The sequence below is a fragment of the Nocardia yamanashiensis genome, from assembly GCF_021183565.1.
GTDB lineage: Bacteria > Actinomycetota > Actinomycetes > Mycobacteriales > Mycobacteriaceae > Nocardia > Nocardia yamanashiensis.
Genome location: NZ_CP089226.1, coordinates 772,619 through 799,101 on the forward strand (window position 1 = coordinate 772,619; position 26,483 = coordinate 799,101).

Consider the following 26,483-nt stretch of genomic DNA (forward strand, 5'->3'; position numbering starts at 1 on the left):
GAGCGGGATGCGAAGGCAGGGCCCGGGGTACGCGGAACTCGGGCTCTGCCCAGCCCGGTTCCGGCTGGGATCAGCCCAGCCCGAACGACCCGGTCGACGGCGCGTTGGACTGCGGCCGCTTCAATTCGAAGTTCACCGACGCCGACGAACTACCCTGCTTGGCGATGATCGTGAAGTTGCCGTAGTCCGACGGCACCCAGGTGACCTCGGCGGTGGCCGCCGCGGTGTCCCAGGTCTCCTGCTGCGGCACGGCATAGCCGATCACATTGCCGTTCACCGTGATCGTGACGTCGTCGAGCCGGTTGTCGCCGGTCAGGCGCACCCGCACATAGCAGGCCTTGCCCACCGCGCAGGTCTCGCTCGCGGACACATTGTCGACCCGGACCTGTTCGGTATTGGCCGCAGCCGACGGGGCCAGGGCGACGGGCACGGCGACCGCTGCCAGTGCGGCCGCCGCGACGCCGGTGAATGTCGTGCTCTTCATCTGCGTGTACTACTTCCTTCCGGCACTCCCGATGAGCGCCAGGCCGGACTGTAACAGCGCGGAAGCGACCGCTCGGGCGAAATGAAAACCGTTGCATAGCCATGCATTTCGCGCATGACCTGCGGCAATCGCGGAGCGCGCAAAATAGCACCGCCCACCGACATCCCCGGCTCCCGGAGATCAACGCCACGCCGAGTTGTCCCCACCGCGCCCGCCCCTCCACAGCCGCCGTGAAACCCCAGGTGAGCCGGCCGGCCACCACCACGCTCCGGCGCACCCTCGATACCATGACGACACCGACCGAACCCACCCCCGACCCCGGCTACCGGACAACCGAATCACCCAACCCGGCAACAGCATCCGGGCGTGATCGGCAGACCGAGAACAACATCACAGCCGCGAGCCCTGCGCCGACCGCGTCGCCCGGCACGTGGCGTTGTCCAGTTGCCGGAGGTGATTCCGGAGCGGCGGAGCAGGTTTCGGATGCCGGCCCCGCCGCACCGGGCGGATATGACGCGTGGTCGGGCCGGCCTGTCGAACCGCGCCTGCGGGATCCGGGGGAGTTCATTGCGGCTGTGCCGGCCATGCTCGGGTTCATGCCGGAGCGATCACTCGTGGTGACCGTCCTGCGGGCGAGTCCGGAATCGCACTGCCTGACAGCCACGGCAGCGGCAGCGCAGGAATGTTTGTCCGAGTCCGCGGTGGGTGGCGGGGACGGATGTTCGGCGAGCGTGGACGTGGTGGCGCGGGTGGATATGGACGGTTCGGGGCGGGCGGCCACGGCGGAGGTGGTGGATCGGGTGGCGCGGTTGTGCGTGCAGCGGCGGGCGGTATCGGCGATCGCGCTGATTGTCGATGATCGGGCCACCGTGCCGGGGCGGCGGCATCGCGGAGTGCGGTCGCGGCAGCACGGGAATCTGATTGCGGCGCTGGAGCATCGGCTGGACGCGGAGGGCGTGCCGTTGGCCGGGGCTTGGGCAGTGCGGGAGATCGGTGCCGAGCAGGAATGGTGGAGTGTCGCGGGGCAGGCGCGGCGGGGAGTTCAACCCGATCCGGCGGCGTCGCTGGTCACCGTGCGGCAGGTGCTCGAGGGGCGGCCTATGCGGGGGTCGCGGGACGAACTCACCGGCTTGGTCGCGGTCGATGCCGAGTTGCGGGAACGGGTTTCGAGTCGGTTGGAGCGGGCCGGAGCGGACGCGGCGGAGAGGCTGGCGGGCGCGTTGCGATGCGGCGATCCCGAGCTGTTCACCCGGGGCGCGTTGCGGTGCGTGATGGAGGGGATCGGCGCGGTGGGGGCCGGTGCGCTGCTGGGGCCCGATGAGCTCGCGGAAGTGGCTGTGGCGCTGCGGGATCCGGCGGTGCGGGACATCATGTTCGCACTCACCGAGGATCCGCACGCGCAGGCGGCCGAAGCATTGTGGTTGCAGCTCACGCGTGCCCTGCCGGACGAGGACCGGGCGGATGCGGCGGCGCTGCTGGCCTATCACGCGTATGCGCGCGGGGACGGGCCGCTGGCGGGGGTGGCGTTGGAAGTCGCCCTGGGGTGCGATCCAGCGCATCGGGTGGCGATGCTGCTGGATATGGGCCTGCAATCGGGGATGCGGCCCAGCCGCCTGCATCGGCTCGCCGAATCGGGTCGCGAGGCCGCCGCCGAACTCGGCGTCAACCTCGCGACCTGTTTCGACCGGAAACAGCCGTGAGAACTCAGCGGGCGCTGTGCGCCCGGTCGCCGAGCATGCGCAGGAACTCCCAGGCATCGGAGACGATCTCGTCGAGATCGGTGTGCTCCGGCCGCCAGCCGAGGTCGGCGATGGCGCGGTCGCTGGCGGCGACGAGCACCGCCGGGTCACCGGCACGGCGCGGTGCGTCCACGGAGGCGATAGGCAGCCCGGTCACGCGCCGGCAAGCCGAAATGACCTCGCGCACCGAGAAACCGGTGCCGCTGCCGAGATTGAAGATGCGGTGCACGCCGGGCTGCGACTGGGCCAGCGCGAGCAGATGCGCCTGCGCCAGATCGCGAATGTGGATGTAGTCGCGTACCGCCGAACCGTCCGGCGTCGGGTAGTCGGTGCCGAACACCGAGATCGACTCACGATGGCCCAGCGCCGTCTGCAGCACCAGGGGGATGAGATGGGTTTCCACCACGCGGTTCTCGCCGAGCCCGGCGTACGCGCCCGCCACATTGAAGTAGCGCAGGCTGGTCGCCGCCAGCCCGTGCGCCGCCGCGTACGAGGTGATGGCGTAGTCGATCGAAAGCTTCGACGCGCCGTAGGGATTGGTCGGCAGCTTCGGCGCGGTCTCCACGATCGGCACCTGCTCCGGCTCGCCGTACACGGCCGCGGTCGAGGAGAACACCAGCCGCGGGGTGCCCGCGGCCCGCATGGCCTCGAGCAGCGCCAGGGTCTTCACCACATTGCCGTGCCAGTACTTCTCCGGCGCCACCACCGACTCGCCGACCAGCGACTGCGCCGCGAAATGCAGCACCCCGTCGAAGTTTTCGGCCGCGATGAGCTCCACGCCCGCGGTGGCGATATCGCCCTCCACGAACTTCGCCCCGGCGGGCACGCCGTCGGCATTGCCGGTGCTGAGATCGTCGACGACCACCACCTCGTGGCCGTCCTCGAGCAGAACCTGCGCGCAGACGCCACCGACGTAGCCCGCGCCTCCGGTAACCAGAAGCTTCACGTATCAGACCAACTTCACCTGGACGGCGTGCGCCATCTCGTCGGACAGTTCGAAGCCGTCGTGACCCGGCACCGAGATGATCACGGCGCCCGGCTTGGTCTCGACGGTGACGCGCGCGTCCGGCACCACGCCGGCCTCACGCAGCTGATTGATCACCTCGGGATCGGTCTGGATGTGCTCCGACAGCCGGCGCACCACGACCGCCGCGGTCTGCCCCGCGGGCAGGTCCGACAGCCGCACCAGCTTCTCCTCGCCGCCCGCGCTCGGCGTCACGCCCAGCTCGTCCAGGCCGGGAATGGGATTGCCGTAGGGGGAAGTGGTGGGGTTGTTCAGCACCTGGATCAGGCGCCGTTCCACCTCCTCGCTCATCACGTGCTCCCAGCGGCACGCCTCGGCGTGCACGTTCTGCCAGTCCAATCCGATGATGTCGACCAGCAGCCGCTCGGCGAGCCGGTGCTTGCGCATCACGGCCACGGCCATGGCGCGGCCCTTGTCGGTCAGTTCGAGATGGCGATAACCGGCAACGGTCAGCAAACCGTCGCGTTCCATCCGCGCCACCGTCTGGCTGACCGTCGGCCCGCTCTGCTCCAGACGCTCGGCGATGCGGGCGCGCAACGGCGTGACGCCCTCCTCCTCGAGGTCGTAGATGGTACGGAGATACATCTCCGTGGTGTCGACCAGATCCTTCACCTGTTAACCCCTTCGTCGGCACGAATTCTACCCATGCACGGCGGCTGCACCGGGCGACAGCATATTTCGCGAACGCAGAGACAACACCGAGGACGGCCTGCGTGTTCCCTTCGGGTTTCCCGGGTCACGCCGGCGCTGCCTCGCTATGACGGCGTCGCGGTGTCAACAGCCTACGAGCGCGGGGCACGCACTAGCGTGGCAGGTATGGCTGGCGCGGTGGGTCGAGACGGAACCGTTGTGTGGACCGACAGGTTCCTCGACTACACCTGGACCCCGGAGCACCCGATGCGGCCGGTCCGATTGCAGTTCACCATGGCTTTGGCGCAGGGATTGGGGCTGCTCGACGGGGTCGAGACCCTGGCGCCGGCGGCGGCCGGGGACGGCGAACTGCTGCGGGTGCACACCCACGACTACATCGAGGCGGTCAAGCACGCGGCGCCGCCGAACGGCGCGGTCCCGCTGAATCCGCCGCACGGCCTGGGCTCGGCCGACAACCCGGTCTTCCCGCACATGCACGAGGCGGCCTCGGTCATCGTGGGCGGCACCCTGGCCGCGGCACAGGAGATCGCGGCGGGGCGGACCCGGCGGGCGGTGAGCATCGGCGGCGGCATGCACCACGCCATGCCGGATGCCGCGGCCGGCTTCTGCGTCTACAACGATGTGGCGGTAGCGATCTCGTGGCTACTGGACAACGGCTTCGACCGCATCGCCTATATCGACGTGGACGTGCATCACGGTGACGGCGTACAGCGCATGTTCTACGGCGACCCACGGGTGCTGACGCTTTCGATCCACCAGCATCCGGCGACGCTGTGGCCCAATACCGGCTGGCCCGAGGAGACCGGCGGCGGCGAGGCCGAGGGCACCAAGCTCAACCTTCCGATCATGCCGGGCACCCGGGACCAGTTGTGGCTGCGCGGTTTCCACGCCGTCGCACCGGGTGCGCTGGCCGCCTTCCGGCCGCAGATCGTGATCAGCCAGTGCGGCGTCGACACCCACCGCGAAGACCCGCTGGCGGATCTGGACCTGAGCGTCGACGGCCAGCGCGCCGCCTTCATCGCCATGCGCGAGCTGGCCGACCGCTACGCCGAGGGCCGCTGGCTCGCCGTCGGCGGCGGCGGTTACGGCCTCATCCGCGTGGTCCCGCGCGCCTGGACCCACCTGCTGGCCGCCGCCCTGGACCGCGACATCGACCCCGACACCCCCATTCCGCAGGCATGGACCGACCAGGTCACCGCCTACGCCCCCACCGTCGCACCGCCCCGAACCATGGGCGACGGCGCACCGGTGGACTTCGACCGCTGGGACGGCCCCGGCGGCGGCCGCGAGACCGGCGACGAACGCTTCGACCGGGCCCGCCGCGCCCTCGACACATCCGTATTGGCTACCCGCCGAGCGACTTTCGGCCTGCTCGGCCTGGATCCGGAGGATCCCCGTGACTGAACCCACCGAGCCCACCCGCCCCTCGGGTAATGGCGAGCCCGCCGGTGGACCCGCGCCAGCACACCCCGATCGCACGGCCGCAGCGCACGACTCCAGCGGCGCGGCGGCGGCTTCCGCTCCGAAACCCGGTGGGTCGGTGTCGGTGGCGGGAAGTCTGGTGCCGACGGGGGACCTGCCGGGGACGCCGGTGAATCCGCCTCCGCCGCCGGAACATTGGTTCGCCGATGTGCTGGCCTCGGACGGCGGGGTGGTACGGCTGCGGCCCATCACGCCGGATGACGCGGAAGGCATGGAGCGGTTCCACTCCCGGCTGTCGGACCGCACGCGGTACCTGCGCTACTTCGGTCCGTATCCGCGGATGACGCCGAAAGACCTGTACCGCACCACGCATGTGGATTATCGGGACCGGGTCGGCCTGGTGATCGAGCTCGGAGACGAGATCATCGCGGTGGGCCGGTACGAGTATCTGTCCGATCGGCCGGGGCCGCGCGCCGCCGAGGTGGCGTTCGTGGTGGCGGACGAGCACCAGGGGCGCGGCCTGGGGTCGATTCTGCTGGAGCACCTCAACGGCGCCGCGGCCGAGAACGATATCGCGAGCTTCGTCGCCGAGGTGCTGGCCGAGAACAATGCCATGGTGCAGGTGTTCCGGGACGCCGGCTATCAGGTGGAGCGCAGTCGCGACGGGTCGGTGCTGCATCTGGAATTCGCCATCGACCCCACCGAAGCGCTGCAGTCGGTGCGGGATTCACGGGAACGCGCGTCCGAGGCGCGCAGTGTCGGGAATCTGCTGACGCCGAAATCGGTGGCGGTGATCGGCGCGACGCCGTCCACCGCGCGGGTGGGCGGTGCGGTGCTGGCCAACCTGCTGTCGGGATCCTTTCCCGGACCGGTGTTTCCGGTGAACCGCAATCGCACCTCGGTGCGCGGCGTGCGGGCGTATCCGACGGTGCGCGATATTCCGGACGAGGTCGATCTGGCCGTGATAGCGGTGCCCGCCACCGAGATCGGGTCGGTGCTCGACGACTGTATGGCCAAGGGCGTCAAGGGTTTGGTGGTGCTCACCGCCGGGTTCTCCGAGACCGGCCCGCGCGGCTGGGCCGCCGAACGCGAGCTGGTGGACGCGGCCCGTGCCCACGGCATGCGGGTGGTCGGCCCGAGCGCGCTCGGTATCGCCAACACCGATCCGGCGGTGGCCATCAACGCCACTCTCGCCCCGGTCCTGCCCGGACGCGGGCGCATCGGATTCTTCTGCCAGTCCGGACCTCTGGGCGCGGCCATCCTCGGCGAGGCCGCCGCCCGGCAGCTCGGGCTGTCCACCTTCGTCTCGGCCGGCAATCGCGCCGACGTGTCCGGCAACGACCTGCTCCAGTATTGGGACAACGATCCGGACACCGATGTGGTGCTGCTGTACCTGGAGACCTTCGGCAATCCGCGCAAGTTCTCCCGCATCGCCCGCCGGGTGGCGCACACCAAACCCATTGTGGCCGTGAACAGCGGCCGGCACGGCGTGCGGGTGGACGGGGAACCGGATCTGGATCGTTCGCTGGTGCGGAATCTGTTCGCGCAGGCGGGCATCATCCAGGTCGATTCCATCACCGAGCTTTTCGACTGCGCCATGCTGCTGGCCTATCAACCGCTCCCGGCCGGCCGTCGCGCGGCGGTGATCGGTAACAGCGCCGCGCTGAGCTGGCTCGCGGTGGACGCGGCTCGCGTCGAGGGCCTGGAGGTGGGCGAACCCATCGACCTCGGCCCGCAGGGCAGTCCGGCGGACTACCTCACCGCGGTCGCGGCGGCGGTCTCGGATCCGGACGTGGACGCCGTCATCGTCATCTACTCACCGCCCGTCCCCACCGCCGTCGCCTCCTTCGCCGAAGCCATCCGCTCCGGCGCCCGATCCGACCCGGACACACCGGTTCTCACCACCTTCGTGGCCGATCAGGGCATGCCCAACCTGCTGGCCACCCGCGGCCTCGGCGGCATCCTGGAACGCGGCTCCATCCCCGCCTTCGGCGACCCCGAACGCGCGGCCCGCACCTTGGCCCGGGTCCGCCGCTACGCCGACTGGCGCACCCGTCCCATCTCCCCGATCGCCCGCCCCGAGGGCCTCGACACCGCCCGCGCCCGGGAACTGGTGGGGGAGTGGATGTCCGAGGACGCGGCGCACTGGCTCACCGATCTGCAAGCCGCGGAACTGCTGGGCTGCTACGGCATTCGCGTCGTCGAATTCCGGGAGGTCCGCGACGCCGATGCCGCCGTCGACGCCGCGGAACACCTCGGCTACCCGGTCGCGGCCAAGGCCACCGGCGAGATCTGGCGCAACCGCCCCGATCTCACCGGCGTCCGCCTGGACCTGTGGCGCCCCGACGCGGTCCGCCGGGCCTTCACCGACCTGGCCGAGATCTCCGGCAACCCGGTGCACATCCAGCGCATGGCCACCAAGGGCGTCGGCTGTATGTTCCGGGTGCAGGACGACCCGTCCTTCGGTTCGGTCATCAGCTTCGGCCTCTCCGGCACCATCATCGACCTGCTCGGCGACCGCGTGTACCGCGCCCTGCCGCTCACCGAAGCCGAATCCACCGAACTCATCGACGCGCCCCGCGCCGCCCCGCTGCTATCGGGCACCGTCAAAGGCCGGGAGGTCGGCAAACCCGTCGATCGCGCCGCCCTGGCCGAAGTCGCACAACGCATCTCGGCCCTCTGCGACGACCTCCCCGAGGTCCGGGAACTGCTCTGCGAACCGGTGCTGGCCTCCGCCGAAGGCGCGGCCGTCCTCTACGGCCGGGTCCGCATCGGCCCCGAGCCCAGCCGCTTCGACCTGGGGCCGCGGCGTATGGGCTGAACTCGCTGAGATATCCGCCACGCGGGCCGCAATCGGCCCATCGGGATTGAGACAGTAGGACATTCGTCGGAACGGAGAGGTGATGGGATTGCGGGAAGACCAGATCGAGACGGCGACCGCGCCACTGCGCGACGATATCCGGTTCCTGGGCGGCATCCTGGGTGAGACCATCCGCGATCACGAGGGAGCGGATGTCTTCGACCTGATCGAACGCGTGCGGGTGGAGGCGTTCAAGGTGCGGCGCTCGGAGGTGGAGCGCGATGCCGTGGCCGGCATGCTGCGGGATGTGGACATCCGGACGGCGATTCCGGTGATCCGGGCGTTCAGTCACTTCCTGCTGCTGGCCAATCTGGCCGAGGATCTGCAACGGGATCGGCGGCGGGCGGTGCATATCGCGGCGGGGGAGCAGCCGCAGGATTCCAGCCTGGCCGCCACCTATCGCAAACTGGACGCCGCCGGGCCGGACGGCGCGGTGGTGGCGGATCTGCTGGCCGACGCGCTGGTCGCGCCGGTGATCACGGCGCATCCGACCGAGACGCGGCGGCGGACCATCTTCGACGTGCAGGCGCGGATCACCGAGGCCATGCGGCGGCGGCAGCGCTACGACGCGCACGAGCCGGAATTCGCGGAACTGGAGACCGAGATCCGGCGGCAGGTGCTGCAATTGTGGCGGGCGGCGCTGATCCGGTTGGCGCGCTTGCGGATTCAGGACGAGATCGAGGTCGGGCTGCGGTACTACGACCTGACGCTGTTCGATGTGATCCCGCGGATCAACGATCAGGTGCGGGCGGCGCTGCGGGCGCGCTGGCCCGAACAGGAACTGCTGACCCGGCCCATCCTGCGGACCGGCTCGTGGATCGGCGGCGACCGGGACGGGAATCCGTTCGTCACCGCCGACGTGGTGCACCGCGCCACCCATCGTGCGGGTGCGGTGGCGTTCGAGCGCTACCTGAAATCGCTGGTGGAGCTGGAGAAGTCACTGTCACAGTCGGCGCGGCTGGTGCCGGTCACGCCCGAGCTGGCCGCCCTGGCCGATGCCGGATTCGACGATTCGCCGCAGCGCGCGGACGAACCGTATCGCCGGGCCCTGCGCGGTATCCGGGCCCGGCTCAGCGCGGCCGCGCGTCAGGCCCTCGGTGAAATCCCCGTGGACGGCATCGATGTCGCCGCCACACCGTACGCCGGGCCGGGCGAGCTGCTCGCCGATCTGAATATCGTGGACGCCTCCATGCGCGCCTCCGGCGACGGCCTGCTCGCCGACGATCAGCTGGCCGCATTGCGCGCCGCCGTGGAGACCTTCGGATTCCATCTGCAGGGCCTGGATCTGCGCCAGAACTCGGAAATGCACGAACAGGTGGTGGCGGAGCTCTTCGCCTGGGCCGGAGTGCATTCCGACTACGCCGCGCTCGATGAGGCCCAGCGCGTCGAACTGCTGGCCGCCGAACTGTCCACCCGCCGCCCGCTGGTCGGAGCCAATGCGCGCCTGAGCGAACTGGCCACCAAGGAACTGTCGGTGGTGCGCGCCGCCAAGACCGCGCTCGACGATCTGGGCCCCGACACCGTGCCCAACTACATCATCAGCATGTGCACCTCGGTCAGCGACATGCTCGAAGCCGCACTGCTTTTGAAGGAAGCCGGCATCCTCGACCCGGGCGACGCCGACACCCCGCCGTCCAGCCCGGTGGGCGTCGTGCCGCTCTTCGAGACCATCGACGATCTGCGGCACGGTGCGGAAATCCTCTCCGCCGCACTGGAAGTCCCCGCCTATCAGCGACTGGTCCAGGCCCGCGGTATGCAGCAGGAGGTCATGCTCGGGTACTCCGATTCGAACAAGGACGGTGGGTATCTGGCGGCCAACTGGGCGCTTTACCGCGCCGAGCTGGACCTGATCGACACCGCCCGCAAGACCGGAATTCGCTTGCGGCTCTTCCACGGTCGCGGCGGCACCGTGGGCCGCGGCGGCGGCCGCAGCTACGACGCGATCCTGGCCCAGCCCGCCGGTGCGGTGCGCGGCTCGCTGCGCCTGACCGAACAGGGCGAGGTCATCTCCACCAAGTACGCCGACCCGGGCACCGCCTACCGCAATCTGGAAGCGCTGGTCGCGGGCACCCTGGAATCCACCCTGCTCGATGTGGAGGGCCTCGGCGACGATGCCGAACCCGCCTACGAGATGCTGGACGAGCTGGCCGAGCTGGCGCGCCGGGCGTATTCGCGCCTGGTCCACGAAACCCCGGGCTTCGTCGAGTATTTCCGCGCCTCCACGCCCATCGCGGAAGTGGCGGACCTGAACCTGGGCAGCCGCCCCGCCTCCCGCAAGCCCACCAACTCCGTCTACGACCTGCGCGCCATCCCCTGGGTGATGGCCTGGAGCCAATCGCGCGTCATGCTGCCCGGCTGGTACGGCACGGGTTCGGCGTTCGAGGAATGGATCGGCGACGACCCGGCCCGCCTGGCCGCCCTGGCCGACCTCTACCGGCGCTGGCCGTTCTTCCGCACCGTCATGTCCAATCTGGCGCAGGTCATGGCCAAGGCGGATATGGACATCGCCTCGTACTACGCCGAACTCGTTCCCGACGAAGCCTTGCGCGCCAAGGTATTCGGCATGATCTGCGCCGAGTTCACCCGCACCGCCCGCATGCACGCCGCCATCACCGGCACCGACGAACTGCTCGCCGACAACCCGGCCCTGGCCGAGTCCATTCACAACCGGTTCCCCTACCTCGAGCCCATCAACCAGCTCCAGGTCGAACTGCTGCGCCGCCGCCGCGCCGGAGACGACTCCGAACTCGTCGAGCGCGGCATCCTGCTCACCATGAACGGCCTGGCCACCGCCCTGCGCAACTCCGGCTAGCCCCGCATCCGGCGCGCCCGACCTGGGCGCGCCGGGTGGTGGGTGGCCGCTGCGGGCGGGGCTTCGAGATCCGGGGCCGCGCGGCACTTGCCGCGCGGCCCCTCTTCCACTCTTAAGGTAGGAAATCTCCTACGGTTGACAGGTAGGCAAAGTCCTACCTATTGTCGAGGCATGCCGTACCGCTTGAAATCCGGCACCGCCGACAAGGTGTTCGGAGCCCTGGCCAACCCCACCAGGCGCGACATCCTCGAACTGCTGCTCGAGGACGAGCAATCGGTGCAGGTCATCGCCGAACGCTTCGACATGGCCCGGCCGAGCGTCTCCGAACACCTCAAGGTGCTGCGGGACGCCGGCCTGGTCACCGAGGAGAAACGCGGCAGACAGCGCTTCTACCGCGTCGAACCCGAACCACTGCACGACCTGCAGTCCTGGCTGGACCCGTTCGAACGCTTCTGGCGGAAACGGCTGCACGCCCTGGGCGAGGTGCTCGACGCCATGCCCGACGAAACCGACGAAACCGACGACAAGGATCACCCATGACCGACGACCTCACCACCATCGAACTCGATCACTACTACCCGCATCCGCCGGCGAAGGTGTGGCGGGCGATCACCACCCCCGAACTCATGGGCAAATGGATGATGGAGCCGTTCGGCTTCGAACCCGTCGCGGGCAATACCTTCGAGATGAAGACCCAGCCCATGCCCGGTCAGGACTTCTCCGGCCAGATCCGCGGCACCGTCCTGGAAGCCATTGCGCCCGAACGGCTCAGCATCACCTGGGACGACGCCCAGGCCGCCGCCCCGACCGGCTGGGTGATCACCTGGACCCTCCGCCCCGAAGGCCACGGCACCCGAATCCTGTTCACCCACAGCGGATTCGACCCCGACAACGCCGTCATGCAGCGCTCCCGCACCATCATGGGCAGCGGCTGGGCTGCCATGCTCGACCGCCTCGCCGAGGTCGCCGCCACCGCCTGACCGTGCCGGTCAGCCCGCCACCGTGACGCCGGTGAACGCCTCGGCGTGGTCGCGCGCCCAGTCGGCGTAGGTGCGCGGCGCCCGGCCCAGCACCCGCTCGACATCGCCCGTCACGACGGCATTGCCGCCCGCGCGCACGAACGCCTGCCCCGCCAGGGAGCCGTCCGCGAATTCCTCGGACATCCCCGCGCCGAGCATGAATTCGCGCGCCTGCCGCTCCTCGATATCGAACACCTCGATCGGCCGCCCGGTGAGTTCGGCCAGCACCGCGACCTGATCGGCGGTGCTGAGCAGCTCCGGTCCGGTGAGGGTGTACACCTGCCCGGCGTGCGCATCCGACAGCAGCGCCGCGACCGCGACCTCGGATACATCACGCGGATCGATGACCCCCTGCGTGCCCGTGCCGGTCATGTTCGGCACCGGCTGCCCGGCCCGGACCATCGCGGCCCAGCTGCGCGTATTGGACGCGAAACTGCTGGGCCGCAGGATGGTCCAGGCCGCGCCGCTGTCCCGCACCGCCTGTTCGCCGGGCAGATGCCAGGTGCCGACCCGGCCCAATGCGGGATCGCCGGTGCCGATGGCCGACAGCTTCACCAGCCGCCGCACGCCCGCCGCCCGCGCGGTCTCGATCAACGCCTGTTCGGTCTCGAGGTAATCCGGCCCCAGCAGGCCGACCAGGAACGCCGCCTCGGCGCCCGCGAAAGCCGCTGCCATGGAAGCGGTATCGGTGTAATCACCACGCACCACCTCCACCTCGGCGGGAAACGCGGTTGTCTCCGGGTTCCGCGTCACCGCCCGCACCGGCACGCCCCGCGCGGCCAGGATACGAACCACCGCACTCCCGATGGTGCCCGTAGCACCCGTAATCACGATCATGCCGAGAACTCTGCCGCCGCCGGCCCCTCGCGTTATAGGAAAAACCGGCACAGACACCGACCGCCCGGGTTGCCTAGAGTGAACCGGTGACCACCGTGCTCGACCAGGCCCCCGACACCTCCGAACGCTACGAGCGCGCCCTGCCGCTCCCGGAGTCGTTGCGCCCCTGGATCACCGAGATCGGCCACATCCCCACCCTGCACGACCTCCCGCCGTCCTTCACCCATCTGCCGCGCGCGGTGACCACCATCGTGCTGCGCACCGAACTCTCCGGCCGCCGCGAGGCCCTGGTCCTCGGCCCGCACACCCAGGCCACCTACGCCGCCCCGGCCGAACCGGCGGGCTGTGTCCGCCTGCGGCTGGCTCCGGGCGCCACCCATTCTGTCTTGGGCGTCCCCGCCGCCGATCTGACCGATCGGGTGCACCGGCTGGCCGAGCTGCCCGGCCCCGCCGCCGCGCTCGCAGGCGAACTGACAGATCTCGATCCCGAGGACCTGCTCGGCTTCCTGGAAAACGCCCTCCCACAGCAGCTCCCGGACGATCCGACCCGCCGCGATCACCGCCGCCTGCTCGAGTCCGCCGTCGACGCCCTCACCACCGCCCCGGCCTCGATCACCGCGCTCGCATCCGAACTAGCCATCAGCGAACGCCAGCTCCGCAATCTCTTCACCACCGGAATCGGCGTCTCGCCCAAGCATTTCGCCCGCATCACCCGGGTCCGCCAACTGCTCACCGCAGCCGCCAACACCCCGTGGGCCGACCGGGCCACCGCCGCGGGCTATTACGACCAATCCCACTTCGCCGCCGACTTCCGCGCCATCATGGGCACCACGCCGGGCCGCTTCGCCAAGGGCGATCTCCCGATACCCACGCCGTGCCGGGCCATTGCGGGGAAGACCGCCTGAACACAGGAAGACGCCGGCTGGTTCGTGCATTCCGCAGGGGGACATGGAATGCGAGAACCAGCCGGCGCTGTTATCGGGCCGGCGCCTCGAGACGGCCCGACGCTGCGGGGCTGTCCGAGATCGGTCAGCTGGCGTAGGCGCGCAGGCGGTCGGCGCGCTCGCCCTTGCGGAGCTTGGACATGACCTCGCGCTCGATCTGGCGGACGCGCTCGCGGGAGAGCCCGAAGAGCTTGCCGATCTGGTCGAGGGTGCGCGGCTGGCCGTCGTCGAGGCCGTAGCGCAGGCGGATGACCTGCTGTTCGCGCTCGTCCAGGGTGGCCAGCACGGTGCGCACGTCGCGGTGCAGCAGACCGGCGATGACGGCCGATTCGGCGGAGGTGGCCTCGGAGTCCTCGATGAAGTCGCCGAGCGGGGCCTCTTCGTCATTGCCGACCGGCATGTCCAGGCTTACCGGGTCGCGGCTGTGATCGAGCAGATCGGCGATCTTCTCGACCGGGATGCCGGACTCGCGAGCCAGTTCCGCGTCGGTGGCCTCGCGCCCGAGCTGCTGATGCAGTTCGCGCTTGATCCGGGCCAGCTTGTTCACCTGTTCGACCAGGTGGACCGGGAGGCGGATGGTGCGCGACTGATCGGCCATGCCGCGGGTGATGGCCTGACGAATCCACCAGGTGGCGTACGTCGAGAACTTGAAACCCTTGGTGTAGTCGAACTTCTCCATGGCGCGGATCAGACCCAGATTGCCTTCCTGGATCAGGTCCAGCAGCGGCATGCCGCGACCGGTGTACCGCTTGGCCAGGGAGACAACGAGCCGGAGGTTCGCTTCGAGCAGATGCTGACGAGCGGCCTGACCCTCACGCACGATGATGGCGAGGTCTTTCTTCTTGGCCGCGGCGATGCGCTTGTTCGTCTCCAGCACGTGCTGCGCGTAGAGGCCCGCCTCGATGCGCTTGGCCAGCTCGACCTCGTCGGCGGCCGTGAGCAGCGCCGTCTTGCCGATCCCGTTCAGGTACACGCGTACCAGGTCGGCGGCGGGGCTCTGGGCGTCGAGGTCCTGTTCGCTGGTGCGCACGTCAGTGGTGGCGGGGCTTGTCATGACTTGCCTCCTGTCGGTGGTGTCTCGCTCCGTTCAACGGACCCGACATCAGGAAAGTTCCCCGCCGGGGCTTTCATAAACCGCATCTGAGCTGCGGTTTTTACGGCGCACGGCTGAGAAGTTCCTGAGAAGCGCGTATCCTTCGGAACACGCGCCACCGGCGAGCGGCCCTCGGTGTCCGGGTGGTTGCCACCGCCGGCGTCGAACTTCGGTTCACGGCAATCGATTACGTGTCATCGGGCCCGTGCCCTGCCGTATATCCATTCGAGTGCTGGTGTAACGACTGAGTGCCCAGCGTCATTCCGGGTGCAAACGCCGTCACGGGCATCGAGTGACCGGTATCACACGCCGGAAACCGTCCGGCGCACGAAAGAAACCGCCGGGCATGGACGCGCCCGGCGGTTTTCGATGGGTTCCGACAGCTCAGCGGGGATGGATGAGCCCGTGCCGGACCAGACCGACCACCACGCTCAGCACGGCCGCTTCGAACTCCGGGGTGGCGGCATCGCCGGTCTCGCCGAAGGCCAGCAGTTCCACCAGCTCTCGCAGCGGCAGGCCGTCGGGACGCATTCCGGCCAGCAGCGCGGCGGTGGTGTCGTCGACCTCGTGCTGCCAGCGCGGGCCGTCGCCGCGATGCAGCCGGGCCACCCGCTGATCCCAGCCGTCCGCGCCGGGCACGTACACCCGCTCGAGCGCGGTCGCCGGATCGACCTCGAAGCGGGAAGCCAGGATCAGGTCCGGGTCGGTGGCCACGGCGCGCAGCCAGGCCGAGCGCTCGAAGTACTTCAGGGCCTCGTCGCCCAGCGGATCGTCGAAGCCGTGGGTGAGGTCCTCGGCGAGCAGTTCGGTGGGCCCGTCGATGGCGCGCAGATAGACGAAACCGAAGCCGATGCCCTCGACCTCGTCGGCGGCGAAGGCATCGAGCCACTGTGCCGCGCGGGATTGCGCGGCTTCCTCGCGCGGATCCAATCCGGCATCGCGCAACCAGGTTCCGACATAGAGGGCGGGATCGGCGACATCGCGCTGCACGATCCAGGCGTCGATGCCGTGGTCGGGCAGCCAGCTCGCCACCCGGCTGCGCCAGTCCTGCCCCGCGATGTGCACCCAGGAGGCGAGCAGGGCCGCGGTGCCGCCCGGCGCGAGGAGCTCCGGAATGCCCGAGATGACCAATTCACTGGCCCCGTCGAGGTGCAGCCCGGAATCGCGATAGGTGTGCTCGACCCGCGCCGGCCCGACCACGAACGGCGGATTGGCGACGATCTGATCGAAGCGGCGGCCCGCGACCGGCTCGTACCAGGACCCTTCCAAGAATTCGATATCCAATTCGTTGAGCGCCGCGGTCGCCCGGGCCAGCCAGAGCGCGCGCTCGTTCACATCGGTGCCGGTGACCGCGTGGCCGTAGGAGGCCGCGTGCACGGCCTGCACGCCGCAGCCGGTGCCGAGATCGAGCACGGTGCCGGTCTTCTCGGTGGGCGTGGCGCGCAGCAGCGACAGTGAGGCCTGGCCGACGCCGAGCACATGATCGGTGTCGAGGGCACGGCGGCGCATGGAATCGTCGAGGTCCGACAGCACCCAGCGGGTGCCGTAACCGAGATCGAGCGGGCGCAGATCGAGCGCCGCGCGGACTCCGCCCCGGTGTCGTTCGAGCAGTTCGGCCGCGATCGCGGCGTCGATGCCGACCGGTGAGAGCGCCTGGGCCACTTCGTTTTCGGGCAGCGTGTCGCCGAGCAGCAGCAGTCGCACCAGGGTGCCGAGCTCGCCGAGCGCGGCGGCGGCGCGGCGCACCGGGACCGGTTCGCCACGGCCCAGCGCGGCGTGCGCCTCCTCGCCGAGCGCTTCCAGGAGGGTATCGGCGTCGTAGCCGACTCGCAGCAGCGCCGCGCGTAGCTCGGGCGCGAGCTCGGCGAGCGGGGACGGGGCGGTCGGCGAGCGCAGGTCGAGGGAGCGATTCGTCGGCATGACTGCGAACTCTGCCACCGCAACCTTCCGGCATTCGCCGCCGGGGCGGGTTCGGCGGTCCACGGCGTCGCGAAACCGGTCGGTTGCTGAGGATGAACCACGCGAACCGAGCCTCACATCGACGCCGAATCGTGGTCTCACCTGCGGTTATTTCGCCCGTTCGGCGGGGTGATCGTTGCTACTGTGACCTGGCTCACGAGGAGGTATCGCAGTTGACTACCGAAACCGAAACCGGCGGGCCGGCTCCCGACTGGTCACACACCTACGACAGCCCCGAATTCCAGCGACTGCGCCGCAGATTCCGCGTCTTCGTCTTCCCGATGACCGGTTTCTTCCTGGCCTGGTACGCGCTCTACGTCCTGCTCGCCGACTACGCGCACGAGTTCATGTCGCACAAGCTGGCCGGGAACATCACCGTCGGGCTGGTGCTCGGACTGCTCCAGTTCGTCTCGACCTTCGTCATCACCGGCCTGTACGTGCGCTACGCGGACCGGCGGCTGGATCCCATCGCCGACGAGTTGCGCGGTGAGCTGGAAGGACCGGTCCGATGAACGCGAACCTCGCCGCCGCGGTGGAAGGCAGCCGCCCGCTGCTCAATATCTCCATCTTCGCGGCCTTCGTCGTCATCACCCTGGTGATCGTGTTCCGCGCCAGCCGCGATACCCGCACGGCCGCCGACTATTACGCGGCCGGGCGGGCCTTCTCCGGACCGCAGAACGGCATCGCCATCTCGGGGGACTATCTGTCGGCGGCCAGCTTCCTGGGTATCGCGGGGGCCATCGCGCTCTACGGCTACGACGGCTTCCTCTATTCGATCGGCTTCCTGGTGGCCTGGCTGGTGGCGCTGCTGCTGGTGGCCGAATTGCTCAGGAACACCGGCAAATTCACGCTCGGCGATGTGCTGGCCTTCCGGATGAGACAGCGCCCGGTGCGGGCGGCGGCGGCCACCTCGACGCTGGCGGTCAGCCTGTTCTATCTGCTGGCCCAGATGGCCGGCGCGGGGGTGCTGGTCTCCCTGCTGCTGGGCGTATCCGGTACCGCCGGACAGAATCTGGTGATCGCGGTGGTAGGCGCGATCATGATCGTCTACGTGCTGGTCGGCGGGATGAAGGGCACCACCTGGGTGCAGATCGTGAAGGCGGTGCTGCTCATCGGCGCGGCCGGGGCGATGACCATCTGGGTGCTCGGGCGGTACGGATTCAATCTGTCGAGCCTGTTGCAGGCGGCGGTCGATCACGGCGGGAAGGTGGGGGAGCGGCTGCTGGAACCGGGTGTGCGCTACGGCAAGACCGGCACCACCAAGCTCGACTTCCTTTCGCTCGCACTGGCTCTCGTGCTCGGTACGGCGGGGCTGCCGCACGTGCTGATGCGCTTCTACACGGTGCCGACGGCCAAGGACGCGCGGCGGTCGGTGGTGTGGGCGATCGGGCTGATCGGGGTGTTCTATCTGTTCACGCTGGTGCTCGGCTACGGCGCGGGGGCGCTGGTCGGGCCGGACAAGATCGCGAAAGCACCGGGGAAGGAGAATGCGGCGGCCCCGCTGCTGGCCCTCGAACTGGGCGGGCCGGTGCTGCTGGGATTCGTTGCGGCCGTGGCCTTCGCGACGATTCTGGCCGTCGTCGCCGGGCTCACCATCACCGCGTCGGCGTCGTTCGCGCACGACGTGTACGCCAACGTGATCAAGAAGGGCGGCGGTGAGGGCAAGGACAGTGAGGTGCGGGTCGCTCGCATCACGGCGGTGGTGATCGGGGCGCTCGCCATCGTGGGCGGGATTCTGGCCAAGAATCAGAACGTGGCTTTCCTGGTGGCCCTGGCCTTCGCGGTGGCCGCCTCGGCAAACCTACCGACCATTCTGTATTCATTGTTCTGGCGGCGCTTCAATACCGCCGGAGCGCTGTGGAGTATCTACGGCGGGCTGACCATCACCATCGTACTGATCGTGTTCTCGCCGGCGGTCTCCGGCGCGCCCACCGCCATGCTCAAAACCGTTGACTTCCACTGGTTCCCGCTGGCCAATCCGGGCCTGGTCTCCATCCCCGCCTCGTTCGCCCTGGGCTGGCTGGGCACCGTGTTGTCCAGGGAGCGAAACGACGCCAAGTACGAAGAGATGCAGGTGCGTTCGCTGACCGGCGCGGGCGCGGAAAAGGCTGTCCAGCACTGATATCGGAAAATTGTCGCGGAAAATTAACTGAATGATCTTGATAAATATCAAGATCAAAAATTTGAAGATCAGAATTATTGCCGCGCAACGTGGTTGGGCTGTGTATGCTATTGATCATGCACGGCCCCACTACGAGGTGGGATGAGGGCGAGGCGGTGTCGCAAGTGGACGTCAACAGGCTCCGAATGCGCCGCGCGACTGCAATTGCACTCGCGATCGGCGTCCTGGTGTTGATGGCTGCTGGAGTGTTCGAACGATTGTTGCTGGGTGTTTTCATAAGCGCCGGTTTAGGACTCGGCTGGCTGAATGCCCAAGTGACGTGGATGTCCATTGTGCGCATCACGGATTCGGAAACACCCAGCAAACAGAAAATGGCCCTGTCGTCTGCTTCCCGTTTGCTACTGCTCACCGGCCTGGCCATCGTGATCGCCATGTTCACCCGGCCCTACGGCATCGGAATCTTCTTCGGCCTGGCGCTATTTCAGATCATCCTGGTACTCCACACCGTGGTGCCCGAGGTGAAAGGACTTCGGCAATCCTCATGACGCCTCCCATTGCTTCGTTAGCTCAGACGACTCTTTCCACGACTCTGGCCGCCGAAGGGGACTCGGAGCCGAAGATCCACGTGGGCGAGCACGCCACCGCCGAACTGTGGGGTCTCGAGTTCAACGTGGACACCATCGTCTCCACCTCGGTGGCCGCGCTCATCGTGCTCGGCCTGGCCTTCTACCTGCGGATCAAGCTCACCTCGGGCGTGCCCAACGGCGTGCAGCTGTTCTTCGAATCCGTCACGATCGCGATGCGGAATCAGGTCGAGGGCGCCATCGGCATGAAGGTCGCGCCCTTCGCGCTGCCGCTGGCGGTCACCCTGTTCACCTTCATCCTGCTGTCGAACTGGCTGTCCATCCTGCCGGTGCAATACGGCGACGGTGAACTCATCGCCCCGCCCGCCTCGGACGTGAATTTCGTCTACGCGCTGGCGTTGTTCGTCTTCCTGTTCTACCAAGGCGCGGGCATCTGGCGGCGCGGCGCGGGCAATCACGCCAAACAATTGCTCAAGGGCCACACCGGCTGGGGCCCCATGATTTTCATCAATGTGATCGAGGAGATCGCCAAACCGCTGTCGCTGTCCCTGCGACTCTTCGGCAATATGTTCGCCGGCGGTGTGATGGTCGCCGTCATCACCTTGTTCCCGTTCTGGATCAGCTGGGGTCCGAATGCCGTATGGAAACTCTTCGACCTCTTCGTCGGAGCCATTCAGGCGTTCATCTTCTCCCTGCTGACCGTCCTGTACTTCAGCCAGTCGATGTCGCTGGAGCATGAGAAACACTGAACGGCACAGTCGTTCGGGGATTAATTCCGATAAGGAAGTGAAAAATGGCAGCAGATCCGGCAATCGTCCAGGGCGCTCTCATCGGCGGCGGCATCATCCTGGCGGGCGGTGCCATCGGCGCGGGAATCGGTGACGGTCTCGCCGGCGCCGCGCTGATCAATGGCGTCACCCGGCAACCCGAGGCCGAGGGCAAACTGCGCGGCAACTTCTTCCTGACCGTCGGTCTGGTGGAAGCGGCGTACTTCATCAATCTCGCGTTCATGGCGTTGTTCGTCTTCGCCACCCCGGGAGCATAGGCGAAATCATGTCTCCAAGAACGGATGTGGAGGCCGCGGGGAACTTCCTGATCCCCAACGGCACCTTCTTCGCCGAGCTGGCGATCTTCCTGATCGTGCTCGGAGTCATCTGGTTCTTCGTCGTCCCGCCGATCCGGAAGGTATTGGCGGAACGGGAGGCACGGGTCGAACGCACGACGGCGACCGCCAAGGAAGCCAACGAGATATTCGGCGACGCGCAAGAGCGCTACCAGACCGCAATGGAGAAGGCCCGATCCGAGGCCGCCGAGATACGCAATCAAGCGCGTGCCGAAGGCCGGGCCATTCTCGAGGAATTGCGCGCCGAAGCGCAGCAGGAGGCCGACCACATCGTGGCCGAGTCCACGGCACACCTGCGTGCCGAGGCCGACCAGGTCGCCGCCGAACTACGCGAATCAGTCGAACCGCTCGCCCAGAACCTGGCCGATCGGATGCTCGGCGTGAACGACCGTGCCCGGACCAGTGCCGGCCACCAGAGAGGACGGGGGTCATCGTGATCCTCACCGACGACAGATATGTCGCCGAAGGACTGTACGACATCACCTTCGATTGGCCCGTCTTCTTCAGTCAGCTATTCGGGTTCGTCGTCATCGTCTGGTTCATCGTGAAATACGTTGCGCCCTTTGTCAGAAAGACGATGACCAAGTCCCAGGACATCATCCGCAAACAACTCGAGGAGAGCGCCGAAGCGGCGACCCGGCTGGAGAACGCCAAAGCGGCGTACGACAGCGCGATGTCGGAAGCGCAGGCCGAACTCGAGCGCATGCGGGAGGAGGCGCGCGTCGACGCCGATCGCATCATCGCTCAGATGCGGGAGGCCGCCGCCGCCGAAGTCGAACGGGTGCGCCGCCAGGGCCGCGATCAGATCCTGCAATTCCGCAGGCAGCTGATCCGGGACCTGGAGGTCGATCTCTCGGCCGCCATGCTGGCGCTCACCGAGGAGAAGGTGCGCGAGCACATCAGCACCCCGCAAGCCCGCTCCGAGAGCATCGAGAAATTCCTCGACGATCTCGAAGCCCTGGCCAATTCCGCTCCGGCCGTGCAACGTCCGACACAGCCGAAGCGCAACTGAACACGTAGGTGTCAGGCCGGTTCCCGGCCGGTCAGGCAATACGCCTGCCCGGCCGGATCAGCCATGACCAGCCAATGGCGACCGCGCTGCACCTGCCGCGCGCCCAGTTTCTCGTGCCAGGCGCCGGTGGCCTCGATATCGGTGCACGCCAGATCCACATGCGCCGACGTCGGCCGGTCCTCGGTAAGCCGTTGCAGCAGCATGCCGATGGGCAGCCGCGGATCGGCGGTGAGCCGGGTGAATTCGGGCAGGCTGCCCGGTGTCCGGTGCCAGCCGGTCACTTCGGTCCAGAACCGGACCTCGTCCTCGTAGTCGGACGTGCCGATATCCACGCACACCTGATCCAGCCGGCTGCGATCGCCCGCCGGACCGCGCACGGTCGGCGTGAGCTCACCCGCGCCGCGCCCGGACGGGGTGAAGCAGAACGTCATGCCGTGCGGCGATTTCAGGACCATGTAGTCCGGATGCTCCAGCACCAGCGTGGCCCCCAGGCCGATCGCCCGCTCGGTGGCGGCGGCGACATCGTCCACATCCAGGTCGAGGTGCACCCGGGCCGCGTCCGGCACCGCCTGCATCTTCACCGTCGCCCCACCCGAATCCGGTAGCAGCGTCACGAATTCGGAATTCTCGCCGCGTTTGGCCGAGACGGTGGTGCCGGTCACCGCCGACCAGAACTCGGCGCATTCGTCGAATTGCGCGGCGGGACGGTCCAGGAACGCCCACATCCAGCGAATCGTCATGCTGTCTCCCATCTTTCGCGGATAGCCGTATCGACGCTAATGCGCCCGGAAGGTCTTGCGGTAGACCTGCGGCGACACCCCGACCTCGGCGCGCATGTGATGGCGCAGCGAGGCGGCGGTGCCCATACCGGCCGACCGGGCCACGGCATCGACGGCCAGATCGGTGGACTCCAGCAGGTGCCGGGCGTGCCGCAGCCGCTGTTGCAGTACCCACGCGCCGGGCGCCATCCCGGTCTCGGCCTTGAACCGGCGGGTGAAGGTGCGCACGCTCATACACGCGTGCGTGGCAAGGGAATTCAGGTCCAGTTCGTGATCGAGATGGCGCAGCGCCCACATCCGGGTGGGCGCGGTGCCGTCGGCGCCCGGCTCGGGCAGATGCCGTTCGATGAACTGCGATTGCCCGCCCTCGCGCCACGGCGGCACCACGCAGTAGCGGGCCGAGCGATTGGCCACCGCGCTGCCGTGATCGGAGCGGATGAGATGCAGGCACAGGTCGATGCCCGCGGCCAGACCCGCTGCGGTCCAGAGATTTCCGTCCTGCACGAAGAGCTGGTTCTCATCCAGCCGCACCCGCGGATACAGCGAGCGGAACATGTCGGCGAACTTCCAGTGCGTGGTGGCGTGGCGACCGTCGAGCAGGCCGGCCGCGCCGAGCACGAACGCGCCGGTGCAGATCGAGACGATGCGGGCGTCGGGCCGGATGGTGGCCAGGGCCTCGGCGAGTTCCGGCGGCAGGATGCCCTGCGTGCGCGGGCCGGGGATCTGGGTGCCCGGGATGATCACCGTGTCCGCGTGGGCCAGCAGCTCCGGGCCGAAGGCGGGCACGATGCCGTAACCGGTGGTGGACTGGACGGTTTCGCGGCTGACGCCGCAGATGTGCACTTCGTACAGCGGATTCCCGTCGGCGTCCTTGGCCGAGCCGAGCACGGTGGGGGGAATCGTCATATCGAAGCCCACGATGGGCTCGAGCGCGAGCACGGCGACCAGATGCGGCACGGCGTCTCCTCGAATGGTTGGCCAGATCTTGACGCATTGTGGCATCCAGGCCACTCGATCGCCAGCGGCGGATGGGTCACGCTCTAGCGGTGAGCGAACTACGGACCGACCCGGCGGCCGGAAAACCGGCCCGCGCAGCATCATCGGCGGATGCGCCCGCAGTTGCCGCCTCGAGCGGAGGCGACCTGGACTCGCGGAGCGATCCGGCGCGTGGTGCCGCCGTCCGGCCGAGCCCGGCTGCCGACTCGGCGCATGACCACGGAACGGTTCCGGCGGACGCCGCGCGCTTCCCCGGTCGCAAGCTGCATCCGGCATGGATCGTCGCCGCGGTCGGCTTCATCGCCCTGATCGGCGCGGCCGGTTTCCGTTCGGTGCCGAGCGTGCTCATGGATCCGTTGCACCGCGAGTTCGGCTGGTCGCACGGCACCATCGGGGCGGCGGTATCGGTGAACGTGCTGCTCTATGGCCTGATCTCACCGTTCGCGGCCGCGCTCATGGACCGCTTCGGGATCCGCCGGGTGGTGGCGTGCGCGCTGCTGCTCATCGCCGCGGGCAGTGGGCTCACGGTGTTCATGACCCAGCCCTGGCAGTTGATGGCGACCTGGGGCCTGCTGGTCGGCATCGGCGTCGGATCGATGTCCATGCCGTTCGTGGCGACCATCACCGGGCGCTGGTTCGTGCGGCAGCGCGGCCTGGTCACCGGTGTGCTCACCGCGGCCGGCGCGACGGGCCAGCTGATCTTTCTGCCGCTGGTGGCGCGCCTGGCGAATGAACATGGCTGGCGCACACCGGCTCTGGTGGTGGCCGGGTTGGCGCTGGCCGTGGTGCCGCTGGTGCTGCTGTTCATCCGCGATTTCCCCAGTGATCTGGGCGTCACCGCCTACGGCGCCGAACCGGGCAGCCAGGTCGGGGTCCGCACCACCGCGAAAGGCGGCGCGTCGCGGGCGCTGACCGTGCTGTTCACCGTGGCCCGCAAGCCCGTGTTCTGGTTCCTGGCGGGCGGATTCGCCATCTGCGGCATGTCCACCAACGGTCTCATCGGCACCCATTTCGTGAGCGCCGCCCACGATCACGGCATGCCCGCCGCCACCGCCGCGGGATTGCTCGCCCTGGTCGGCGTTTTCGATGTGGCCGGCACCATCGCCTCGGGCTGGCTCACCGACCGCGTCGATTCCCGCTACCTGCTGGTCGGCTACTACACGCTGCGCGGCCTGTCGCTGCTGATCCTGCCCGCCCTGTTCGCGCCGGACGTGGAACCGAGCATGTGGGCGTTCATCATCTTCTACGGCCTGGACTGGATCGCCACCGTCCCGCCCACCGTGGCCCTGTGCCGCGAGCATTTCGGCGACGACGGCCCGGTGGCGTTCGGCTGGGTTTTCGCCTCCCATCAGGTCGGCGCGGCCGTCGCGGCCTTCGGCGCGGGCGTGATTCGCGACCTGAACGGCAGTTACACCCTGGCCTGGTACATCGCGGGCGCGCTGTGCGGGGTGGCGGCCCTCATGTCCGCGAGCATCCGCCGCAGGCCCGCGACCTCACCCGTCGATGGCGTTGTGCGGGCGTGACTCCAGTTCCTTCTGATTCCGCCGCCCGTCCCACCGGCTGGGCTCGTCCTTGGTCCGGGGCGGCCGGTCGTTCGCGATCAGCACCGCGATCCAGGGCAGCGGAATCGACACCCCGATGATCAGCAGCGAGATGACCCAGTTCCCCCACAGCGAGTAGGCCACCGCCGACAGCACCAGGCACGGAATCCGGAACGCCATAATGATCGTGTACCGCTTCACCCGGTCGTGATGCTGCTGCTCGAGCGACGTCGCGGCCTCGGTGATCAGCGCCGGGTGGTCCTTCTCACCCGGGAAATACCCCTGGGAAGGCCGCTCGGGCTTGGGAACCGAACCAGCCGGGCGGAATTCGAACTGTGGGCGATCGCCGCCACCTGGTACTTCGGCCTGGGATTCGCCGTCACCTTGCATACCCCCGAGTCTTCCACTACGACGCGTAGGATGCACATGCCGCCGGCGATCGCATCCCATTTGGCATCATGTACTGGTGAGCACAGACACCCTCGTACGCCCGGATACGACCACCGACGAGTCGACCGACAACGACACCCCCAAGGTCTTCCACTACGTCAAGAAGAACAAGATCGCCGAAAGCGCGGTCATGGGCACCCACGTCGTAGCCCTCTGCGGTGAAGTCTTCCCGGTAACCAAGTCCCCCAAGCCCGGCTCCCCGGTCTGCCAGGAGTGCAAGCGCATCTACGAGATGATGAAGAAGTGATGCGCTAGGACCAGGCATTTCGCCCGCTCGGTGGGCGTTTTGTGGTCGCGAAGTGCCACTTTGGCTGCCACTTTGAGCCTGTTCGGGAGTGGCCCTCTGCGGTTGAGTCCCGGCTCATCGCTGGGTGGATGAGGAAGGACTGACTGTTTCTGCTGGTCACCGGGCTGTGAACTACTGAAGTAGGCCGCAGGGTGCCATTTTGGTGTTCATTTCGAATGGATTCGGCGGTTCCGGGGTGACAGCGATGTCGACCGCGGTAATGCCACTCGTGAGGCTTGCTGATTCGACCGTCCGACGGACTGGTTTGACTGCGCGTGCAGCGAAGGTCATTCGGAATGCCCGCCTGAGCTGTCGAACCGCCGGTTCCTTCTTCATCATCCGGTGGATGAGGTGGGGCGGGCGGCCGTCGGGTGCTGGATGGGGTTGGGGGATGGTGGTCAACGCTGGGCTCATAACCCAGAGGTCGCAGGTTCAAATCCTGTCCCCGCTACTAATGAGGGCGGTCCTGACCGGTAGGTTTCAGGACCGCCCTCAACTTTTTAGAGGTTCGTGGCAACGGATTTGGCATCATCCCGATTCGACTGTGCTGATGGTCGCTCGAGGGCCAGTGAAATGCATCGCTACCAGCTGATATCGAGCGGAACGCAGCGGAACGGATGGGACTGTGATCGCTGGGTTGCCAGCCCATTGGTCCTAGACGGTTGCCCAGGTTGAGTTTCGTTGATGTCCATAATCTTTCGGGTCTGGGCGGCTTTCTGGTTGTCCCGCAAGGTCGGCGTGGTCCA

25 protein-coding genes and 1 tRNA gene are annotated in these 26,483 nt (G+C 68.1%); 17 read left to right on the forward strand and 9 right to left on the reverse strand.

What is annotated here, in order from left to right:
- Positions 1-70: 70 nt before the first annotated feature.
- Entirely contained in the window at positions 71-484 is a 414-nt protein-coding gene (locus LTV02_RS03625; RefSeq protein WP_233038417.1) for a hypothetical protein, read from the reverse strand.
- A 596-nt stretch (positions 485-1,080) separates the two neighbouring features.
- Between LTV02_RS03625 and LTV02_RS03630 the strand changes: the two genes are divergently transcribed.
- Entirely contained in the window at positions 1,081-2,184 is a 1,104-nt protein-coding gene (locus LTV02_RS03630) for a DUF4192 domain-containing protein (RefSeq protein WP_233038419.1), read from the forward strand.
- Positions 2,185-2,188: 4 nt separating this feature from the next.
- Here the strand turns inward: LTV02_RS03630 and galE are convergent, their stop codons facing one another.
- Positions 2,189-3,169 carry a UDP-glucose 4-epimerase GalE gene (gene galE / locus LTV02_RS03635; protein WP_233038421.1) on the reverse strand — a complete coding sequence of 327 codons (981 nt, stop codon included), beginning with the start codon at positions 3,167-3,169 and terminating at the stop codon, positions 2,189-2,191.
- A gap of 3 nt (positions 3,170-3,172) precedes the next feature.
- Positions 3,173-3,859, reverse strand: a complete 687-nt coding sequence (locus LTV02_RS03640) for a metal-dependent transcriptional regulator (RefSeq protein ID WP_233038437.1) — start codon at positions 3,857-3,859, stop codon at positions 3,173-3,175.
- Positions 3,860-4,063: 204 nt separating this feature from the next.
- Here LTV02_RS03640 and LTV02_RS03645 point away from each other — a divergent pair, with 204 nt between their 5' ends.
- From LTV02_RS03645 to LTV02_RS03665, 5 genes are all read left to right on the forward strand, one after another.
- A complete protein-coding gene (locus LTV02_RS03645) occupies positions 4,064-5,302 on the forward strand; it encodes an acetoin utilization protein AcuC (protein WP_233038438.1) in 1,239 nt (412 codons plus the stop codon).
- A 157-nt stretch (positions 5,303-5,459) separates the two neighbouring features.
- Positions 5,460-8,141, forward strand: coding sequence for a bifunctional acetate--CoA ligase family protein/GNAT family N-acetyltransferase (locus LTV02_RS03650; RefSeq protein ID WP_408639387.1), 2,682 nt, complete (start codon positions 5,460-5,462; stop codon positions 8,139-8,141).
- 82 nt (positions 8,142-8,223) lie between these two features.
- On the forward strand, positions 8,224-10,992 hold the full coding sequence (gene ppc, locus LTV02_RS03655) for a phosphoenolpyruvate carboxylase (protein WP_233038440.1): 2,769 nt from the start codon (positions 8,224-8,226) through the stop codon (positions 10,990-10,992).
- 171 nt (positions 10,993-11,163) lie between these two features.
- On the forward strand, positions 11,164-11,532 hold the full coding sequence (locus tag LTV02_RS03660) for an ArsR/SmtB family transcription factor (RefSeq protein WP_233038442.1): 369 nt from the start codon (positions 11,164-11,166) through the stop codon (positions 11,530-11,532).
- Positions 11,529-11,972, forward strand: a complete 444-nt coding sequence (locus LTV02_RS03665; RefSeq protein ID WP_233038444.1) for an SRPBCC family protein — start codon at positions 11,529-11,531, stop codon at positions 11,970-11,972. Before LTV02_RS03660 ends, LTV02_RS03665 begins: the two co-directional genes overlap by 4 nt.
- Positions 11,973-11,981: 9 nt before the next feature.
- Here LTV02_RS03665 and LTV02_RS03670 read toward each other — a convergent pair whose 3' ends face one another.
- Positions 11,982-12,848, reverse strand: a complete 867-nt coding sequence (locus LTV02_RS03670) for an NAD(P)H-binding protein (RefSeq protein WP_233038446.1) — start codon at positions 12,846-12,848, stop codon at positions 11,982-11,984.
- A gap of 86 nt (positions 12,849-12,934) precedes the next feature.
- On the opposite strand from LTV02_RS03670, the gene LTV02_RS03675 reads away from it, so the two are divergent.
- Positions 12,935-13,753 carry a helix-turn-helix domain-containing protein gene (locus tag LTV02_RS03675; RefSeq protein WP_233038447.1) on the forward strand — a complete coding sequence of 273 codons (819 nt, stop codon included), beginning with the start codon at positions 12,935-12,937 and terminating at the stop codon, positions 13,751-13,753.
- A 124-nt stretch (positions 13,754-13,877) separates the two neighbouring features.
- On the opposite strand, the gene LTV02_RS03680 is transcribed toward LTV02_RS03675, so the two are convergent.
- Both LTV02_RS03680 and LTV02_RS03685 read right to left on the reverse strand, forming a co-directional pair.
- Positions 13,878-14,846, reverse strand: coding sequence for a sigma-70 family RNA polymerase sigma factor (locus tag LTV02_RS03680; RefSeq protein ID WP_067707005.1), 969 nt, complete (start codon positions 14,844-14,846; stop codon positions 13,878-13,880).
- Between the two features lie 423 nt (positions 14,847-15,269).
- Positions 15,270-16,805, reverse strand: coding sequence for a DUF7782 domain-containing protein (locus tag LTV02_RS03685; protein ID WP_233038449.1), 1,536 nt, complete (start codon positions 16,803-16,805; stop codon positions 15,270-15,272).
- 212 nt (positions 16,806-17,017) lie between these two features.
- Here LTV02_RS03685 and LTV02_RS03690 point away from each other — a divergent pair, with 212 nt between their 5' ends.
- The 7 genes from LTV02_RS03690 (at position 17,018) to LTV02_RS03720 (ending at position 21,685) form a co-directional block, all read left to right on the forward strand.
- Positions 17,018-17,356, forward strand: coding sequence for a DUF485 domain-containing protein (locus tag LTV02_RS03690; RefSeq protein WP_067707011.1), 339 nt, complete (start codon positions 17,018-17,020; stop codon positions 17,354-17,356).
- On the forward strand, positions 17,353-18,966 hold the full coding sequence (locus LTV02_RS03695) for a solute symporter family protein (RefSeq protein WP_233038451.1): 1,614 nt from the start codon (positions 17,353-17,355) through the stop codon (positions 18,964-18,966). The genes LTV02_RS03690 and LTV02_RS03695 overlap by 4 nt, the downstream gene beginning before the upstream one ends.
- A gap of 116 nt (positions 18,967-19,082) precedes the next feature.
- Positions 19,083-19,511, forward strand: coding sequence for an ATP synthase subunit I (locus LTV02_RS03700; protein ID WP_233038453.1), 429 nt, complete (start codon positions 19,083-19,085; stop codon positions 19,509-19,511).
- Entirely contained in the window at positions 19,508-20,299 is a 792-nt protein-coding gene (gene atpB, locus LTV02_RS03705) for a F0F1 ATP synthase subunit A (RefSeq protein ID WP_233038455.1), read from the forward strand. The genes LTV02_RS03700 and atpB overlap by 4 nt, the downstream gene beginning before the upstream one ends.
- 44 nt (positions 20,300-20,343) lie before the next feature.
- Complete coding sequence (locus tag LTV02_RS03710) at positions 20,344-20,595, forward strand: F0F1 ATP synthase subunit C (protein WP_067707019.1); 252 nt, start codon at positions 20,344-20,346, stop codon at positions 20,593-20,595.
- Between the two features lie 8 nt (positions 20,596-20,603).
- Positions 20,604-21,110: a F0F1 ATP synthase subunit B gene (locus LTV02_RS03715; RefSeq protein ID WP_067707022.1), complete on the forward strand. Its 507-nt coding sequence runs from the start codon at positions 20,604-20,606 to the stop codon at positions 21,108-21,110.
- A complete protein-coding gene (locus tag LTV02_RS03720; protein WP_233038464.1) occupies positions 21,107-21,685 on the forward strand; it encodes a F0F1 ATP synthase subunit B family protein in 579 nt (192 codons plus the stop codon). The genes LTV02_RS03715 and LTV02_RS03720 overlap by 4 nt, the downstream gene beginning before the upstream one ends.
- An 11-nt stretch (positions 21,686-21,696) precedes the next feature.
- Here the strand turns inward: LTV02_RS03720 and LTV02_RS03725 are convergent, their stop codons facing one another.
- Both LTV02_RS03725 and LTV02_RS03730 read right to left on the reverse strand, forming a co-directional pair.
- Entirely contained in the window at positions 21,697-22,425 is a 729-nt protein-coding gene (locus LTV02_RS03725; RefSeq protein WP_233038466.1) for a VOC family protein, read from the reverse strand.
- 36 nt (positions 22,426-22,461) lie between these two features.
- Entirely contained in the window at positions 22,462-23,466 is a 1,005-nt protein-coding gene (locus LTV02_RS03730) for a GlxA family transcriptional regulator (RefSeq protein WP_233038468.1), read from the reverse strand.
- 257 nt (positions 23,467-23,723) lie between these two features.
- Between LTV02_RS03730 and LTV02_RS03735 the strand changes: the two genes are divergently transcribed.
- Positions 23,724-24,983, forward strand: coding sequence for an MFS transporter (locus LTV02_RS03735; RefSeq protein ID WP_233041465.1), 1,260 nt, complete (start codon positions 23,724-23,726; stop codon positions 24,981-24,983).
- Here the strand turns inward: LTV02_RS03735 and LTV02_RS03740 are convergent.
- Positions 24,954-25,391, reverse strand: coding sequence for a DUF3099 domain-containing protein (locus LTV02_RS03740; protein ID WP_084534522.1), 438 nt, complete (start codon positions 25,389-25,391; stop codon positions 24,954-24,956). The two genes, LTV02_RS03735 and LTV02_RS03740, sit on opposite strands and share 30 nt — an antisense overlap.
- A 76-nt stretch (positions 25,392-25,467) precedes the next feature.
- Between LTV02_RS03740 and LTV02_RS03745 the strand changes: the two genes are divergently transcribed.
- Positions 25,468-25,698: a DUF3039 domain-containing protein gene (locus LTV02_RS03745; protein ID WP_067707030.1), complete on the forward strand. Its 231-nt coding sequence runs from the start codon at positions 25,468-25,470 to the stop codon at positions 25,696-25,698.
- A 416-nt stretch (positions 25,699-26,114) separates the two neighbouring features.
- Positions 26,115-26,188, forward strand: a tRNA-Met gene (locus tag LTV02_RS03750).
- The last annotated feature ends 295 nt before the right edge of the window (positions 26,189-26,483 follow it).

Excerpts from the sequence above, each read along its gene's own strand:
- LTV02_RS03625 (WP_233038417.1), bottom strand. The coding sequence starts at position 484 with ATGAAGAGCACGACATTCACCGGCGTCGCGGCGGCCGCACTGGCAGCG.
- LTV02_RS03630 (WP_233038419.1), top strand. The coding sequence starts at position 1,081 with ATGCCGGAGCGATCACTCGTGGTGACCGTCCTGCGGGCGAGTCCGGAA.
- LTV02_RS03645 (WP_233038438.1), top strand. The coding sequence starts at position 4,064 with ATGGCTGGCGCGGTGGGTCGAGACGGAACCGTTGTGTGGACCGACAGG.
- ppc (WP_233038440.1), top strand. The coding sequence starts at position 8,224 with ATGGGATTGCGGGAAGACCAGATCGAGACGGCGACCGCGCCACTGCGC.
- LTV02_RS03660 (WP_233038442.1), top strand. The coding sequence starts at position 11,164 with ATGCCGTACCGCTTGAAATCCGGCACCGCCGACAAGGTGTTCGGAGCC.
- LTV02_RS03665 (WP_233038444.1), top strand. The coding sequence starts at position 11,529 with ATGACCGACGACCTCACCACCATCGAACTCGATCACTACTACCCGCAT.
- LTV02_RS03670 (WP_233038446.1), bottom strand. The coding sequence starts at position 12,848 with ATGATCGTGATTACGGGTGCTACGGGCACCATCGGGAGTGCGGTGGTT.
- LTV02_RS03680 (WP_067707005.1), bottom strand. The coding sequence starts at position 14,846 with ATGACAAGCCCCGCCACCACTGACGTGCGCACCAGCGAACAGGACCTC.
- LTV02_RS03685 (WP_233038449.1), bottom strand. The coding sequence starts at position 16,805 with ATGCCGACGAATCGCTCCCTCGACCTGCGCTCGCCGACCGCCCCGTCC.
- LTV02_RS03695 (WP_233038451.1), top strand. The coding sequence starts at position 17,353 with ATGAACGCGAACCTCGCCGCCGCGGTGGAAGGCAGCCGCCCGCTGCTC.
- LTV02_RS03700 (WP_233038453.1), top strand. The coding sequence starts at position 19,083 with ATGCACGGCCCCACTACGAGGTGGGATGAGGGCGAGGCGGTGTCGCAA.
- atpB (WP_233038455.1), top strand. The coding sequence starts at position 19,508 with ATGACGCCTCCCATTGCTTCGTTAGCTCAGACGACTCTTTCCACGACT.
- LTV02_RS03710 (WP_067707019.1), top strand. The coding sequence starts at position 20,344 with ATGGCAGCAGATCCGGCAATCGTCCAGGGCGCTCTCATCGGCGGCGGC.
- LTV02_RS03715 (WP_067707022.1), top strand. The coding sequence starts at position 20,604 with ATGTCTCCAAGAACGGATGTGGAGGCCGCGGGGAACTTCCTGATCCCC.
- LTV02_RS03725 (WP_233038466.1), bottom strand. The coding sequence starts at position 22,425 with ATGACGATTCGCTGGATGTGGGCGTTCCTGGACCGTCCCGCCGCGCAA.
- LTV02_RS03730 (WP_233038468.1), bottom strand. The coding sequence starts at position 23,466 with ATGCCACAATGCGTCAAGATCTGGCCAACCATTCGAGGAGACGCCGTG.
- LTV02_RS03740 (WP_084534522.1), bottom strand. The coding sequence starts at position 25,391 with ATGCAAGGTGACGGCGAATCCCAGGCCGAAGTACCAGGTGGCGGCGAT.